Genomic DNA, 17,353 nt, shown 5'->3' with positions numbered 1-17,353 from the left:
TAGCTAAAAGCTATAACCCAACCGCAAAGCTATTGATGTAAAAAAGTTGGTGTTTACACTGGCTATATACCCCTTATATTTCATAAAGTATGCCAAATCAAATTGCCCTGAATACTGATTTTGGTTATAAAGCAACCTATCGTCGAATTTGTAGTTAAGGTAACGGCCGCCAAAAAATACGCGTATCCCATATTGCGTAAACTGTGCCTGCCGGTTACGCCAAATGATTTCGCTGGTTAGTCCCATGGTTAATAAATCAGAGCCCGTTATAGCGTAGTGGTCATCTATACCGTTCACTCTTTTGCGGTAATTAAGGTAACTGCCAAACTCCTTGCTGTAAACAGCCTCAAAACCTAAATATCTGAAATTGGAGCGCTTTCTTGCGCTGAACAAGTTGGCCGAAAACCGTCCGCCAACTGCAGAGAAACCTTTTGAATTAAGCGGGTAAAAATCAGTAGAACTATTGTTTACGTTAGTGTTTTCAATTTTACCGGCATAAGCAAATGCACCATAAGCAATATTTACTCTTTTAAAAACGTGCCCCACCGATGCATCTATCGTGCCGTAACTTATATCATCTGATAAGTTTATCCCCATGCTACCGCCAATGCCCCCGGTGAGATATATTGTTGTTTTAGCACTATCGTACGATGCCGGTTTGGGTATATAGGCCACATCGCTCCTGAACAAGGCGGGAGCATAATAATACCTGGAGCAGGAAGACAGCAACAGCATTGCCGTAAATAGTGATATGTATATATATTTCATGATAAGGCTTAGCCACCTAAATTATGAATATATACGTTAAGCGGTATTAAATTGTAACAACCAGTATGTTAATTATTTACACGAATTATTAAATTCAATAGGCTAATCCGTAAAGGTCAACAGCGAATGCTGACTTGCGGTATGCAGATCGCGCCATACCTGGTTTATTTCGGTATCGGGCGATGCCGCCTGCAGTCCGCAGAACGGGTAAAGCCGGTCTACGCTTTCACGCGATATTTGTGCCAGTAAGCGGCTGGTAATGCTCACCGGTTTTAAGGCCTCCGGAGTTAGGTTACCCGTTAAGCAAGCCTGCCACGAGGCATCAACCGCTTCATAAAACTGGTTTCGTATCCCTTCTAAATCTTCTCTTACTTCCTGCAGAGTTTCCATCAAAATAACGCGATGCGGCTCTGTCATCCGGCGAGATTCTTTAAGCTTTTGCTCAAATACGGGGCCGCACAAATCAACAAAGTGCATAGCCATACCCGACAGGTTAGCGGCCAGCGTAGCTTCAGCCAGTTGCAGGAAAGGGTATCGGTACAGTGATGTATCAATCAGCGGGGCTTCATGGTCTATCTTGAAACAACGGCTGGCCGGAGCCAAAACATCCTCTAAATTGAAAGCATGGCTGCCGGTGCCCATCATACCTATGTACTTCCAAGCCGGCACTTGCTGTGCGTGCTTGCTATCTATTACAAAAGACAATACCAAGGGGTTGCCTTCGGCATCTAAAACACTTTCGCCATTTTGCTTGATAAGGCAGTTAGCGGTAAAATGAGTAGCATGGCGTACGCCGCTGGCATATTTCCAGTGGCCGCTCAGGCGGTAACCGTCGGGCGTAATTTCGGCCACACCTGTAGACGCACCGCTGCCAGCCAGGCATACTTTGGGGTCGGCATATATTTCATGCGCAGCTTTAGGATCAATAAAGCCACCAAACCACCCAGCGCCTGCACATAAAGTAACTACCCAGCCTAAGCTGCCATCGGCCCAGCTCAGGGCTTCTTCGAGGCGTATCTGATCTGGTAACGAAGCTTCTAAACCACCGTAAGCTTTTGGTGCTAACAATTTAAACCACTGCTGCTGGTAAATTAGCTCCAATTGTTGGGGCTGCAACATACCGGCTTCTTCGGCAGCAAAAGCGTACCGGCGAATGGTATCAACCCATTCGGGTTGGAGCAAGTGCGATGGATGTGGCTCTTGGTGCATATTAGATAGTGGATATTGAAGATTGATTTTGCTGCCGGTAGATCTTCGTCCAATCAAAATAGGCAATGATGGCTACAATGAACAGGAAAATAGTTAAGAATGCATACAAGGCCAAATTTTTATGGAACAGCAAAGGAATAGCAAACAGGTTAGATACGTTCAGGATGATCCAGTTCTCTATACGCCTGTGGGCCAGCAACCAGGTACCCGCCCATGCCGTTGATGATACCCAGGCATCCCATACAGGTACGTTAGACTTAGTAAAGTGGTGCAATATTAAATAGATCACTCCCCATCCGCCAAAGGCAATCAATGCGGTGATCAGCCACTCGTTACGGGTGGCATAAGCTACTTTTACCGGTGGTTCACCAGCACGGCGCAACCACAATATCCAGCCGTAAATGCTCATAATTACGTAGTAAGCGCTCAAAGCCGATTCGGCATACAACCCAACCTCTAAAAACAAAGCAATGGTTATAGCCGAGCCGCCAATACCAGCCGGGTAAAGCCAGATGCTATTTTTCCGGGCCAGCAAAACCTCGGTCACACTCAACAGTACACCCAGCCACTCCAACCATGGAGTGTGGCGTATTTGGTCGGTTAAAAGATCTATCCAGTGGTTCATTGCCCCTCCTAAATCCTCCCCCGGGAGGGAGGACTTTGAAAATCTATCTAATTACTACTTGTTAATTTATATCATTCAATAGCCCTCCCTCCCGGGGAGGGTTGGGAGGGGCTCTTTTAAAACCTCAAATTAACCGATGCCAGGAAATTACGCGTGGCTTGCGGGAAATAGTAGTTATAGTTATACAAAGTACCGCCTTCTACATCGGGGTAGGTAGCACCGTTACTTTCATACTTTTTGCTGAATACATTATTCACCAACAGCGTAACACCTATATTTTTCACCCCTTTAATGCTGAAGTTATAATTCAATCGTACATCGTTAATAAAGTAAGCTTTCAGGTAGCGGTTTGCAGCATAGCTATTGCTGGCCACATCGGGCGAAGTTGTGATGCTGGTTGGGTTAATATTGCTGGTATTATCCAGGAACTGTTTACTTACATACTTGCTCAGGAAAGCTATGCTGCCATTTTTCACTGGCGAAAAGGCAATTTCACTGCCACCAATGAACGATGGTGAAAACGCCAGGTCTGATTTTGCAAGCGTTTGCACTACATTGGGCAGTACATCATAATCGGGTACGCTGTAATTGGTAAGCTCCTGGCTAAAGTTTTTTACTTTGTTAGTACTCACGGTTGCATTAGCCGCCCAACTTAGCTGACGGGTAATTTTTACCTGGCCCTGGGCTTCTATACCCGCACGGTAGCTGTCTTTAACGTTTTTACGAATTTGCGAGCCTACATCGTTCAACTGACCGGTTAATACCAATTGATTTTTATATTTCATGTAATAACCATTTAAGCTACCCGAAAACACGGTGCCCGTAGTACGGTAACCCACTTCAAAGTCTTTCAGGTTTTCTGAAACAGGCTTGGGTTGTGTAGCTATCCTGTCGGTATAATCGTTGCGGTTAGGCTCGCGGTTACCTACGGCAAACGATGCATAGATATTATTACGATCATTTAGCTGGTAGGTTACGCCCACTTTAGGGTTAAAAAAGTTAAACTTATCCTTTATGTTAATGAGCTGCATCTTGTTTTCCAAACCGTAGCTTTCGTAATAAACATGGCGGTATTGCAGATCGCCGTACAGTAAAAAGTTGCCAACCTCGTATTCGGCACGGCCAAAAATGTTAAAGTCGTTCTTTTTGGCGTTGTTGCGGTAATACTCATAATCGGGGATGATGCCGGCACTTTGTTCGGTGTACACTACGTTACCAAAGTGGTCGCCGTCGTACTTATTGTAAGCACCTCCTAAAATGAAGTTGAGCTTGTTTTGCGGACGATATTTTAACGAGTAAGTTACCCCGTAAAAGTCATTATCCAACCAGCGACGACGCACCAGGTTAGTATTGGTGATGGTAGTACCTCCAATAGTTACCGGTTTAATGCCATAGGTACCCAGCAGGTCATCGTTTTTACGATATTCCTCATAGTAGCCGTACCCTTTGGTGTAATGCAAAGCTCCGCTGAAAGAAAGCTGAGAGGTTATTTGCTGATCGTACAGTAACTGGTGATGGTTTTGGGTATAATCATCAACCTGGTTGCGGTACCTGTCGCCATTGGCCATAATACCTAATTCGTTATAACGGCGGGGGTTTTGCCCGGTGCTCTTCTCATAATCCGGATCGCCGATAACCACATCAGGTACACCATTCCAGGCTTGGAAAGTACGCTCATGGCCCGAGAATACATTGGCACGTATCACACTGGTTTTACCATAATAGGCACCGCTTAAAAAGTACGATTTGAGGTTGGATGATGCCATATCAATATACCCATCAGATGAAATGCGCGATAAGCGACCATCGAATGTAAAGTGACCGCCTAACATGCCGGTACCTACCTGCACCGTATTTTTAACCGTACCATAAGAACCTGCCGAATTGTTGAGCTCGGCATAAGCGCTGTCGCGGCGGGTGTTTGATTGTATATTGATGCTGGCACCGAAAGCACCGGCACCGTTGGTAGAAGTACCTACACCGCGCTGAATCTGGATATTATCTACCGAAGTAGCAAAATCGGGAAGATCTACAAAATAACTTCCCTGGCTTTCGGCATCGTTAAGCGGAATACCGTTGATGGTTACGTTAATACGCGTACCGTCTGATCCACGAATACGAATACCTGTGTAACCTACGCCCGCACCGGCATCTGAAGTTATTACCGCCGATGGTGTTTGGTTAAGTAAGAAAGGCAGATCCTGACCCAGGTTATTCTTTTGAATATCCTGTCTTTTCAGGTTGGTAAATGTTGTTGGCGATTTGGCCGAGGCGCGGGTAGCGTTAACCGTTATTTCATCGGCCGTAAAAGTGCTGGCTGTAAGGCCTGCATTCACCGTTAAATTACCTTTTAAGTTGAAGGTTTTTTGCGTTGACTGATAGCCAATGTAACTTATTTTAAGCACATAACTTCCTGCTTTAATGTTTGTGAATTCGTAATTTCCGTTGACCTGGCTTACGGTGCTTGGCGCAAGTTGCATACTTTGCAGGGTGAGCGTGGCACCGGGTAAAGGCTGGCCGGTACGCTCGTCGGTAATTTTACCGGATACGGTAAATTGTGCCATAGCCAGCATAGGCAACAGCAGGGCAACAAATGCCGAGTAAATTTTTTTCAATGTTTAATTAATTAACCTTGTTAAACCATCTGCCCGCTAAGGGTGTAAATTGCGCGCAGTACACTTAACATTTTTACCAATCCCTACGCCGGCATTACCCGGATCAGGTGCATGTTGCAGTCTTTAGTCGGAAGTTTTTAGTCTTAGTCAATCTCGACCTTATACTTAAAACTTTGTACTCTGAACCTCAACAATGGGTATGATCTCAGCCTGTCTTTGTGTTTTGATTGCTCAAAGCAAGGCACCCCTTAAGAAATTATGGGGCAAATATAGGTTTTGATTCCGGATTCTGAAATATTGATTTCAGATCCTTGACAGTTTGGTAATTAATATGAAAAATTCAGCTTTTGTTACTTCGCTTGCACGCACCTGAAACCTAAATGTTCCATGCCGCTGTCTTCGGTACTTTTCATACGGCGGGCAACGCGGAAACCCGAACAGTAGCTATCGTTACATAAAAAAGACCCGCCGCGAATTACCCGCTTAATAGCGTAAGGCTCCTGCGGATCGAAGCTTTGATTGGCTCCCTGCGGGTTTTTAGCCGGACTGGTTTTGTAATAATCAGCATTATACAGATCGTGGCACCACTCCCATACGTTACCGGCCATATCGTACAAACCGTAGCCGTTAGGCTTAAACGATCTTACAGGCGCAGCCAGGTAAAATTTATCTGCCAGCGTGTTTTTATACGGAAAATCGCCTTCCCATATATTGGCTTTAGCCTGGCCTGCATTAACCGGCTGGTTACCCCAGGGATAAACGTTGTTGCTTAAACCGCCACGGGCAGCCCACTCCCACTCGGCTTCGGTGGGCAGGCGTTTACCGGCCCATTTACAGTAAGCTAGGGCATCGTACCATGATATTTGGGTTACCGGATAACTGCCCTTAGCTTTAATACTGCTGCCCGGCCCATGTGGATGGCGCCAGTCGGCACCTTGCTGCCAGGTCCACCATTGGCTGTAATCGTTTAGGTCTACCTGGCCCTGTGTGGGCTTGAATACCAGCGATGCCGCAACCAACATACTTTCATCGGGCTTGGGTGTGCCGGGAGGGAGTTGTTTTTTTAGCTCGTTCCAGTCGGGCTTCTTTTCGGCGGTGGTTACGTAGCCTGTAGCTTGTACAAAAGCCTCAAATTGGGTGTTGGTCACCTCTGTTACATCCATCCAAAAGCCGTCAACAGTTACTTTGTGTTTAGGGTATTCATCGGGCGATGCCTGTTTATTATCGGCACCCATTGGGTAGGTTCCGCCTGCTATCCAAACCATCCCTTGGTGGCTACTTAAGCCCTGCTGCTCAATACCTGTAGGTTGGGATAATTTGGCATTTCCAAAACGTGAAGGAATGTTAGACTCGCAGCAAACAGCAGTGTTCTTTGCTTTTAGTGCCGATTTAAGCTGTTGTGTATTTTGGTTTTTAGCACGATTGCAGGCTATTGTAAAAAAGCTCACCATAATGTACATGCATACGGCTAAGAGCCTTATAGACTTACCTATCTTAAGCTTGTTATACAAATAATTCATACAGCATGGCTAAGATAGCTAATTATTAAACTTTTGTTATTTACCTACTTCAACATATCTTCTTAAAACTAAGAAATGCTTGTACCAACAATGAAGCGGTACAAGCATTTTATATAAGCTGGTTAAACAGCTATTGCTTACTTTAAATTAAGCGCTAATTTCCTTTTGAAATTTCTCGCCAAACCTATCGGTAGCTATCACTTTTACCTGTTTAACGCCCGGCTCAAAATGGGCTACGAATAAGTGGTCGGTATCGCGTGGTTCTACAAACGGGCGGGGGTTAGGTAGTTCGGTACCTTTGTATAGTTTGATGGTTAGCGGGTCCATGCCGTGCTCGTTCTTTAACTCACCTTTGTATTTGCCATCCAGCCAGTATTCTACTTTCCAGGCAGGGTCCCAGTTCCAAACGTTGGCTATCATACGTTTTTGGTTGGTTAGCTCTTCCACAAAAACCGACATTTGGTTGGTTCTGTCCATTTCCATGGGCTTATAGTACCATTTTACCTGGTTGCCCTCTACCGAGTAAACGGCGTAACCGCGCGGGGTGCCGTCTTCACATACTGGGCCCGTCCACCAGGCACCGCAAACCGTACCATGATTATGCTCGAATACGTTACCGGTAATATTATTGGCATTGTAATGCGTATGGCCCGATAGGATGTGTACATTCTTAAACGGCTTAAGCAGTTTGTACAGGTCCTCGTTATTTTTAACACTACTGTAAACAGGTATGTGCAGGCAGATGAATAACAGATCGTCTTTGGCTACATAAGCCAAATCTTTCTCCAGCCAGTTCAATTGCTGCTCGGTAATATAGCCGTCGTACTCGCGCTCGGTGCCCAGGTAACGTACATCATCCAACATCACATAGTGGGCACGGCCACGGTTAAAGGAGTAATAAGTAGGTCCGTAGAACTTTTTAAAGGTTCTATCCGAGGTTTCATCGCCACCTTGGCGGTAATCCATATCATGATTGCCCAAGCCCTGGTAAAACGGAATGCCCATTTCGGCTACGGCCTCATTATACATGGGGAACAGGTCGTGGTTATCCCACACCAAATCGCCTACGGCTATGCCATGCACCAGTTCATCGGCACCTAACGCCTTAATGGTTCTTACTGTGTCGGGCACCGATTGTGCCAGCATTTGGGCAACATCCTTTTTATTCTTCACCTGCGGATCGGCCCATACGATAAAGCTGTGCTTGCTATCGTTCTTTTTAAGCGGCTTCAATTTGAAATCGAAGCTACCGCCCTCGCTTATGAGGTGATAATGGCTGGCTATCTGCTTTTCGTGCGGTATATCGTACCCGGCCGGCACAATAACAAACACAAACTCGGCCTTAGCATCGGTGTTGATCTGATAGGTACCGTTAGTCCCGGTTTTAACGATAGTAAATCCATCAGAGATCAGCGCACCGGCAACCGGCTTGCCTGCAGCCGTTACCTTGCCGCTAACAGCAGCACTTTTGCCAAAGCCAAAAGTGTTCTTAAATCTTAATGTTAATGCGCCCGTTAACAGGAGTGAGCGCTGTATAAATATTCTGCGGTCCATTATATTGATTAGGAGGAAAAGAGTGGCCTATGCCGGTATTATATTAGCTTTATTATAAATTAAAATATAATGATAGTTGCTCCATAGAGCTATCAAAGGTCTGTGGTAACGTGAAAATAAAATCATCGGTATCGTTACTGCCTTTTGAATATAAAAAGTTATCATTTACATCGTAAGCTTCTACACCGTACTCTTTGGGGCGTGCAGTGTTAATGCGCACTTTAATGGTTTGAATACCACCTGCCACAAAGAAATTAGCCTGGCCGCCATTGGCAAGCGGGTTTAGGGTATAGATTGAGTAAGGTTGATTGTTGCCATCTATTCCGCTTATTTCAATATAGGTAAAAGCCGCTCCAGACTGGTTTACAAATGAAACATTGGTATTGTAAGCTGTTTTCTTCTTTTGGGCAGTTTTAATCCGGGGCAACACTTTAGTTACTGGTAATACGCCGGCATAACCTGCATTAAATAGAAATACCATTACTACGGCATAAACCAATTTTGACACTACACTTTTCATAATTCTGTTTTTAAAGTTGATATAAAGTGATTACTGATCTGTTGAATTGAGTAATAAGCCGGGCACTTGATGCCCGGCTTATTATTATTTATCTACCAAGGTGGTAAAGCCGGTAGCTTCTTCAATGGCTGAAAGAGGCGACGAGCCGGTTAATACAATAAACTTAGCCGTTCTGCCGGTGCTCCAGATACCCGTTGTAGGATTGTAAGCACCGCCTAACATGGTAAACGCACCTGCGGTTGAAGGAAAACCAAATTTGCTGATGTTTTTACCTGCACCATAAAACGGCACTGTTACTCTGCTTTGTATAGTACTGTATTGGTCTGTATTGGTAATGCGGTAGCCAACTGCAGGCGGGCCTGCCGAATATACCAAACCATTACCCCCGTACATGATTACGTCTAATGGTACAGAATTACCTGTTACGGTAAGGCCTGCAAAAACAGCTACGCCGGCAACGTTACCGCTATTAGCCAGCAAGTTGCCTGTGGCGGTTCCAAAATCATCGCCATTTACCGTAGCGTATTGCTTACTGGCAATCCATACGGCGTTGCTAATATCTGTTGTGCCGAGGCCCCAAATGGCTTTATTGGCGCCAACGTAACAAAATTGCCCTTTCTTAACCGTTCCCGAACTGATGTTGAATTTATATGTTCTCACACCACCAAAGGCCCAGCCTGTATTTGGAGCTACAAGGATACCGGCATTGTTACAAGTTACCACCGAAAATGGTGTTGCTGCAAAATCAATATCGCGGGTAGCTTTAAACTGAATATACTCGTAATTTCCATCAGTAGACGAAGGATCTGTAAGGTAACCTGTTATGACCAATGCAGAAGGTATGATTTCAGGAAGTTGATCTGAATCATCTGCCGACCTTGGCCAAAGCTGAATACCTGAGGTAGTAGCAAATACAATTCCGGTAACATCGGCAAATGGCTTAGGACCTTCATTGGAAAAGGTTGCAGCTGCTTCTGTGTGTACAACTGCTGTTCCAAATCCGTCGCTGATGGTTTTGTTTCCGGCATTCGTATCACCTGCAACAGGCTCTGGAGCCATTTTCCCTTTACTAATGGTAATAAGCGTGCTTTCGTAATAACCAGGCCGGCTTGCCAAAGCTCCCGAATTTACACCTCTGACAATTATTTTTTTACCTGATGCCTTTTTCTCCACATTGGTAGGAGCAACGCCGGTAAGCTGCATAATTCCATCTACTCTTTTCAACGTAGCACCTAATATGTTTACGTGGACAGAATCGCCCGGAACGTATTTCGAAGCATCAGTGCCGATGTTGATGGCAATACCCCTTAACGAATCGATAGCATTACCGGCAACACGGCTGTTTTGAACAATCAGTAATCCGGCAGGAATATTACCGCCGGTATGATCTGAAACCACAACAGCCCTGATAGAAGTAGCACCGCCTAAATTTTCGTTATTCAGTGGCAGATCTGTGCCTTTGTAAAGATGACGCAGATCGAAGTTTGAAATGTACGGACTAACCGAAACTTTTATATAATCGCTGTCGCGCTTGCACCCCATCCAGGTGCTGCATAACACTATTAGTGCCGCAACGTAAAGTATGATCTTTTTCATATAGTTTTTAGTGATATGATTATGGTTTTTGCCACCAAACTAAGGTGTTTATATCATCGGTACCCTGCGCTGCAACAGCTGCTTTGTAGCTCGTTGGATTAGTTGATTGAGAAATTAAAGGATAATTTACCCGCGCCGGCATACGGCCTCCGTTTGCCAAACCGGTTCCTTTGGGAAGAAAAGGGTGTCCCGTTCTGCGATATTCTATCCATTCCTGAAAATCTACCAGGAACATGGCGTAGTACTTTTGCAAATGAATAAGCTCCATTTTGCTTGGAGAGCCTGCGGTAGTATTATTTAAAGGCAAATTATTGTTCCAGGTCATATCAGCACCATTAATGTAGCTGATCAAGAGCGGGTCAGAAACTGAAGTAAACATGGTGGGTATCCAATAATTTAATGCATCGGCAATACCTTTTACATAGTAAGATTCGCCCGTACCACTGATCCATCCTTTAGCAGCGGCTTCGGCTAAAATAAAATCCACCTCGGCACAGTTCATTATGATACCGGTATTAGGGTCGGTTTGTAAGGTAACACCGGCACTTTGCGCATCAGAATAAAAATAAGATTGTTTAACAACCGATGAGCCGGTATCATAACCGCTCGGTACACCTATTAAACCTGCCGGTCCGGCGGCAATGCCAAACTTGTTATAGCCATTAACACCATAAGCAGCGTTAATACGCGGATCGGCCCAATTGGTTAAATTTCCAAGAAAGAAGTTGGTAATGGCCGGTGTCCTGAAATCAACCGCCCTAACGTTGATCATGAACGGAGAAGAGTATACGGCCGTACTGCTGTTGGTACCGTTCCATAAAATTTTTGCGGTATGAGAGTTGTCCTCCATAATAGGGTAATTAACCCTGTTAGTCTCGGCAATCTCTTTAATTTTGGCAATTACCTGTGCACTAACTTCTGCCTTACCCGAAATACGAAGCAAGAGCCTTAAGTATAACGAATTACCAAATCTGCGCCATTTGCTTATATCGCCTTTATACACCGGGTCGCCGCTTGCGATGATGGTTTTTCCTTCGGCTAACAGTTTATTGGCTTCTTCCAGTTTGTTAAACAAATCCAGATAGATGTCTTTTTGCTTATCGTAAACAGGTTCGTAATTACCCTCTTTACCTTGATTGGCCTGCGAGTATGGCACATCTCCGTAAACATCTGTTAAAATTTGAAAAGCCCAGGCTTGTGTAATTAACGAAATACCTTTATAAGATGTATTTAAGGTAGCCGGCTGATTGGCAATGTTATAAATATCGCGCAGGTTGGTTAATTCAGGATAAAAGTTATTCCATGGAGAATCACCCCAGGTACGTCTTACATCGTACCTAAAAACCTTACCTTCTGCGTCACTTATATCTACCGTAACCTGCATTAACTCGTTGTTAAAGCTCCGGTTACGGGTCATGTTGGTTGATAAAATGTTGACCAATGCCGGCGCCAGCAGTTGGCTTGGCGTAGTAGTCGATTTGCCGATAGGGTCGGTATTTACCGAGTTGAAATCTTTTTTACAAGAACCCAGGGTGACAAATGCCGATAGTAATATATAACTGGTTATTTTTTGATATGCTTTCATGATCTGTTTCTTATTATATCCCCACAACTAAACGGAAACCATAACTCCTGGTAGAGGGCAACTGGCCAGTTTCAAAACCCTGCACAATGTCGGTGCCCGACAACGTACCAAACTCAGGGTCAAATGCCGGCCATGGCGACCAGATGAACAAGTTACGTCCGTATACCCCAAGAGTTAGCCTGTTAATACCTATCCGTTTTACCAACTTTGTGCTGAAGGCGTAGGTAATATTTGCTTCCCTGAACTTTAAGTAATCGGTTTTGAACACACTTCCTTCTGCTTGGTCTGAACCATATAAGGAGGTATAGAAGCTTTCGAGATTGGTTGCCACTACATCGTTAGGGCGGTAAGTACCGTCGGCATTTTGCACTACACCATCGCCAACCAAACCGTTGTACCTGCCGGGCAGGGTTATAGCCAGCTTACCTAAAGCGGCCATGCGTGAAAAAGTAAGTGAATGTGCTACCGCGCCTAATTGCGCGTCAAATAATCCTGAAAAGCTAATGCGCTGGTAAGTAAGGGTAGACCCAAAACTGAACCTGAACTTAGGCAGAGTATTACCCAGGTAAACCAAATCGGTACCGGCTTTGGCATTACCGGTAACTGCATCGTAAACAATTTTACCATCTGGCGAGCGCACTATGTTACGGCCATATAAATCGCCCATGCTGCCGCCCACGTTGGCTACAATGGCACCGCCGCCTAAAGCACCGCTTCGGAGTACCACAGAGCTGTCTGCCAGTTCAATGATTTTATTGCGGTTGGCCGTAAAGGTACCGGTAACCTGCCATGAGAATTTTTTAGTTTGTATTGGCGTTCCAATAACCGAAAGCTCAATACCCCGGTTTTGTACCTGACCCACGTTAAATATGGCTACGTTGTACCCGGTTGCACGATCTACCACCCTGCTCAGGATCTGATTTTTGGTTTTGCCTTTGTAAACTGCTAAATCGAAGTTTAAACGGCTATTAAATAAACGCAATTCAGAACCCAACTCAATGGTAGTTGTTTTTAAAGGCTTTAAGTTAGGGTTAGGCAATACGTTAGGGTTGCTCATTGCACTATCGGGGTAAATACCGTTAGATGCAAGGTTGTAATTGTAAGCTGTACGATATGGAGTTGTACCGCCGCTACCTACCTGAGAAATAGAGGCTCTTAGTTTAAAGTAACTGATGAACTTTGGCAATTTAAATACATCGGAAGCAATAAAAGATGTACTTGCCGATGGATAGAAAAAGCCCACGTTATCTGTCCTCAATGGTGTGGCCAGGGTACTGTTCCAATCCTGGCGGCCTGTTAAGTCTAAATACAAGTAGCTTTTAAGGTTGAAAGACAAAGCCGCGTAAAGACTATTAATGCGGTAACGTGCCGTATCCGGAACAGAGATCAACGGATTAGCATTGTTATCTAAACGGTACTCGCCGGGTATCACTAAACCATCTGCCCTAAGCTCCGATTTTTTGTATTCGTTACGCATTTGACTGCCACCAACGGTAGCGTTCATTTGAAGTGCTTTCGAAAACTTTTTGTTATATCTCAACAAGAAATCGGCATTGATCTCATACGATGCAATATCCTGCACACGGTAAGAACCTTGCGCAAACTTATTTCCGGCGGCATCCCAGGGGCGCAATGTTTCGCGGCCGTCTTTATTATAATCTATGGAGCCGCGCACCATCAGGTTCAAATCGTTGGTTAATTTGTAATTGGCCTGCAGGTTTCCAATAACGCCGTTGCGGTGTTGTTTATTAATATATTGCTCCGAAACAGCATAAGGGCTTTCGGGGTTAGTGGTGGTAATGTTCACAAACTGCACATTCTCTTTACCCGGTGCCCAGTAATCACGGTACCAATCGGTATTTACGTTAGGCTGCGCAAACATGAACCAATACATTAATGATTGATTGCCGTAACCAGTTGCGGGAAGGTTATCGCTGCTTCTGTTGTTGTAAATGGCTTTAAATTGAATACTCAGTTTTTTAGTTACATCGCTGTTTGCCGATAGGGAGATATTGGTGCGCTGTAAACCCGTGTTCGGAACTATCCAGTTATCGTTACCGTGGTTGGCCGAAAACCGCAACCCTACCTTTTTATAGCCCCCATCAATACTGATAGAATTTAAGGTTTCAAATCCTGTTTTAAAGAATGATTTGATAGGGTTTTCATAAGCTACCCATGGTGTTCTGGTAAGCCCTCTTGTTTTGGTGGCCGTGTCATACTGAAAAAAGCTTGTTCCCTGGCCAAATGGTGCTCCCCAGCTTGCACTGGTTGCGTTCTGATTGGCGCCATCGTCTGAAGCACCGTAAGAAAAGTAATTCACGCCAAACTGCCCTTGCCCGTAACTGCTCTGGATATCCGGGCTTTTATTGACCGATTCCCAGGTATTGTTGGAGGTAATGGTGATGCTTAACTTTTTCCTGGCCTTGCCCGATTTAGTAGTGATAATGATAGCACCATTTGCACCGCGCTGACCGTAAAGTGCAGATGCACCCGGACCTTTTAACACGGTAACACTTTCAATATCATCAGGGTTTAAATCGTTCAGGGCCGAACCAAAATCGGCAGGCATAATATCGCCCGATGTACCATATACACCACCAGATGCTCCTGCCGTTCTCCTGGCCGAACTGCTGGCTACTACGCCATCAATTACAATCAGCGCTTCGTTATCGCCGGTAAGGTTGTTTTCGCCACGCAGAATAATTTTATTCGATCCGGCAGGGCCACTGTTTCTAACCAAATTCAAACCAGCCACTTTTCCTGATAAGTTATCGGTCCAGTTACTTGCCACGGCGTTGGTAAACGCGGTGCTATCTACCTTTTGCGCCGAATAACCCAGCGCTCTTTCTTCTCTTTTGATACCTAAAGCCGTAACCACCACCTCGTTTAACTGGCCTGCATTACTTTTAAGCCTAACGGTTATATTGTTTTGATTACTGGTGTACGACAAGGTTTGCGTAGTGTAACCAATATAGCTTGCTGTAATAACCGAACCTGCCGGAACAGATACCGTAAAAGCACCGCTTGAATTGGTTACTGCAAGCATTTTTCGTCCGTCGCTTATGGTTACTCCAATTAAGGGCTGCTGATCGTTATCATCAATTACAGTACCTTTAATGGTAATTAAGGCAGGCTGACTTTGCTGTAATAAAGCTTTAGCTGCATATAACCGGTAAGGCACACCGCAGCAAAGCAATAGTACAGTTAGGGTATATAAAAAATAAGTAAGTGTTCTCTTCATCTTTAATGAGATTGTTGTTTCGCGGATAATTTCCCGGGGGATTGAATGCCTGTATTTTTATCGGCGAAAGTCGAGTTATCATGTTAACTCATTATTAAAATAATATCATAGTTCTATTACCCTTGATGGGTGAAATGGCCTTTGTATTAAATAAAGGCACATTTGGTAAAATTGCTGTTACTTTAATTACACAATTAGTTAATTTTCGGTATGGTGTGAATGCGGGGGCCTCAGTACCGATTGAAAGTGGGATTTATTATATTTTATTGTCCATTGATGGCAGTGCTATAGAGTTGCGGCTTCATGCCAGCTTAAGGGTATAAAAAATTTGTGTTAACTCAAGAAAAAATAATTTGTACAATACTTTTTAGCTGCGCTATAATTTCTGAATTTCGCCGTCGTTTAATTGCGAATATTCTGTCAATGATGTTATTGTATAAAAGTGTTTTAGCCGGTTTGCTGGCGGTAGCTTTATTGTCTTCCTGTTCTCATTCTTCCAAAAAAGACAGTGCTCATACCGATAAGCCCTTCGAACCTCAAAAACTCTTAAAATATAACCCTAAAGATGCCGACGAAAAGATTGATGCCTTTATGCAGCAACTGCATAAAAAAAGCGCTTTCAATGGCAATGTACTGGTGGCAAAAAAAGGGAAGATCTTGTACGAAGGCTCGTTTGGCTGGGCTAACCACTTAACCCGCGACAGTTTAAAGCTTGATTCGAAATTTGAACTGGCCTCGGTATCTAAAACCATGACGGGCACAGCCATTATGCAACTTTGGGAAGAAGGCAAAATTAAGCTTGACCAGGATGTGCGCGATTTTTACCCTAACTTTCCATATGCGGGCGTAACTATCAGGCTGCTGCTTACCCACCGTTCGGGGATGATGAACTATGTATATTTTGTAGATGGACTCTACCGTTCGCAGCACCTCGATCAAAAAAAGGGCATCAGCAATAAGCAAGTAATGGACCTCATTGCGCAATACAAACCCGCACCTTTCAACAAACCCAACGTTCGCTTTTTATACAATAACTCCAACTTTATGGTACTGGGCGCCATTATTGAAAAAGTTACCGGTGTGCCTTACGCGCAGTATATGCAGGAGCACATATTTAAACCCGCCGGCATGACCCATACTGCCGTGTACTCTAAGGCGGTATATGATAAAATACCCGTTGATGTAGTTGGTCACGACCGCAACAGCTGGAAGTACTCCGTAGCGCAAAACTTTTTAGACGGCCCTGTGGGCGATAAAGGAATATACAGCACTATAGGCGACTTGTATTTGTTTGACCAGGCACTCAAGGCCGGCAGGCTCATTAAAGCATTCACCCAGGATTCTGCTTACACAGCACACGTTACCCCATTAATACGCGGTCACTTTAGTTATGGCTACGGCTGGCGCATATTTGAATCCCCGGGCCAAAAAGTGGTTTACCACACCGGCTGGTGGCACGGTTTCAGGCATATATTTTTGCGCGATATGAAAAACGATGTGACCATTATTCTGTTAGGTAACTTAGTGAATGGCAGTTTACTACATTTAGATGATTTGTTTAAAATGACTGGTATGCCCGTAGTACGCAAAGGCGCCTACAGCGGCACCGGCGATGCGGCAGATGATCAGTAAGCTTTAGGTGAGTGGTTAATTTTAGTTGATTGGTTAAATAGTTATAAAAGCCAACAACTTATACCGCGCAAAAGAACCATTCACCACTCAACTTAACCAACTACTTAACTCAAAACATATGTTCGATAAATTATTTGAAGCACAGCAAAAAGCAGGCGAAGTTAAAAAGCGTCTGGACGGCATTAGCGTAACCGGCACAGCTGAGGGCGGCAAGATCACGGTAACGGCCAATGGCAACAAAGTATTGCAAAGCATTGCTATTGACGAAGCTTTTTTGAAAGAAGCCGATAAGGAGCAGTTAGAAGAGCTTTTGGTTTTAGCGGTTAATAAAGCTTTGGAACAAGCCGAAAACGTAAACCAAGCCGAAATGGCATCCATGACCAAAGATATGTTTGGCGATTTGGGCGGCATGTTTGGTAAGTAACTAAAGATCGCCTAACGTTTATCTTACAATAACGTTACATGCATGTTTAAACAACTAACTGCAA

Annotated in this window: 13 protein-coding genes; 3 read left to right on the top strand and 10 right to left on the bottom strand. The window is 44.4% G+C overall.

All coding sequences use genetic code 11. The features are described from left to right. Positions 1-3: 3 nt before the first annotated feature. From IEV61_RS05960 to IEV61_RS05915, 10 genes are all read right to left on the bottom strand, one after another. A complete protein-coding gene (locus IEV61_RS05960) occupies positions 4-768 on the bottom strand; it encodes a hypothetical protein (RefSeq protein ID WP_188414710.1) in 765 nt (254 codons plus the stop codon). A gap of 102 nt (positions 769-870) precedes the next feature. Then, complete coding sequence (locus IEV61_RS05955; RefSeq protein ID WP_188414708.1) at positions 871-1,977, bottom strand: acyl-CoA dehydrogenase family protein; 1,107 nt, start codon at positions 1,975-1,977, stop codon at positions 871-873. A 1-nt stretch (position 1,978) separates the two neighbouring features. Then, positions 1,979-2,602 (bottom strand): nicotinamide riboside transporter PnuC, encoded by a 624-nt coding sequence (gene pnuC / locus IEV61_RS05950; protein WP_188414706.1) that lies wholly within the window; start codon positions 2,600-2,602, stop codon positions 1,979-1,981. 116 nt (positions 2,603-2,718) lie between these two features. After that, positions 2,719-5,217 (bottom strand): TonB-dependent receptor, encoded by a 2,499-nt coding sequence (locus tag IEV61_RS05945; RefSeq protein WP_308472318.1) that lies wholly within the window; start codon positions 5,215-5,217, stop codon positions 2,719-2,721. Between the two features lie 350 nt (positions 5,218-5,567). Next, complete coding sequence (locus IEV61_RS05940; protein WP_229747053.1) at positions 5,568-6,737, bottom strand: formylglycine-generating enzyme family protein; 1,170 nt, start codon at positions 6,735-6,737, stop codon at positions 5,568-5,570. A gap of 147 nt (positions 6,738-6,884) precedes the next feature. After that, on the bottom strand, positions 6,885-8,291 hold the full coding sequence (locus tag IEV61_RS05935) for a calcineurin-like phosphoesterase C-terminal domain-containing protein (RefSeq protein WP_188414703.1): 1,407 nt from the start codon (positions 8,289-8,291) through the stop codon (positions 6,885-6,887). Positions 8,292-8,343: 52 nt separating this feature from the next. Continuing rightward, positions 8,344-8,811 carry a hypothetical protein gene (locus tag IEV61_RS05930; RefSeq protein ID WP_188414701.1) on the bottom strand — a complete coding sequence of 156 codons (468 nt, stop codon included), beginning with the start codon at positions 8,809-8,811 and terminating at the stop codon, positions 8,344-8,346. An 84-nt stretch (positions 8,812-8,895) separates the two neighbouring features. After that, on the bottom strand, positions 8,896-10,407 hold the full coding sequence (locus tag IEV61_RS05925) for a DUF5689 domain-containing protein (protein ID WP_188414699.1): 1,512 nt from the start codon (positions 10,405-10,407) through the stop codon (positions 8,896-8,898). A 19-nt stretch (positions 10,408-10,426) separates the two neighbouring features. Beyond that, positions 10,427-11,992 (bottom strand): SusD/RagB family nutrient-binding outer membrane lipoprotein, encoded by a 1,566-nt coding sequence (locus tag IEV61_RS05920; RefSeq protein ID WP_188414697.1) that lies wholly within the window; start codon positions 11,990-11,992, stop codon positions 10,427-10,429. 13 nt (positions 11,993-12,005) lie between these two features. Next, entirely contained in the window at positions 12,006-15,233 is a 3,228-nt protein-coding gene (locus IEV61_RS05915) for a SusC/RagA family TonB-linked outer membrane protein (RefSeq protein WP_188414696.1), read from the bottom strand. A gap of 134 nt (positions 15,234-15,367) precedes the next feature. On the opposite strand from IEV61_RS05915, the gene IEV61_RS05910 reads away from it, so the two are divergent. From IEV61_RS05910 to IEV61_RS05900, 3 genes are all read left to right on the top strand, one after another. Further along, positions 15,368-15,556 (top strand): hypothetical protein, encoded by a 189-nt coding sequence (locus tag IEV61_RS05910; protein WP_188414694.1) that lies wholly within the window; start codon positions 15,368-15,370, stop codon positions 15,554-15,556. A gap of 100 nt (positions 15,557-15,656) precedes the next feature. Next, on the top strand, positions 15,657-16,865 hold the full coding sequence (locus tag IEV61_RS05905; RefSeq protein WP_188414692.1) for a serine hydrolase domain-containing protein: 1,209 nt from the start codon (positions 15,657-15,659) through the stop codon (positions 16,863-16,865). A 118-nt stretch (positions 16,866-16,983) separates the two neighbouring features. Beyond that, the gene (locus IEV61_RS05900) at positions 16,984-17,289 is read left to right on the top strand and encodes a YbaB/EbfC family nucleoid-associated protein (RefSeq protein WP_188414690.1); all 306 of its coding nucleotides are present in this window, start codon (positions 16,984-16,986) and stop codon (positions 17,287-17,289) included. The last annotated feature ends 64 nt before the right edge of the window (positions 17,290-17,353 follow it).

The organism is Mucilaginibacter galii (genome assembly GCF_014635825.1).
GTDB classification, from domain to species: domain Bacteria; phylum Bacteroidota; class Bacteroidia; order Sphingobacteriales; family Sphingobacteriaceae; genus Mucilaginibacter; species Mucilaginibacter galii.
The sequence above is the reverse complement of the archived record's forward strand: the minus strand, read 5'-3'. Positions and strand labels throughout refer to the sequence as shown.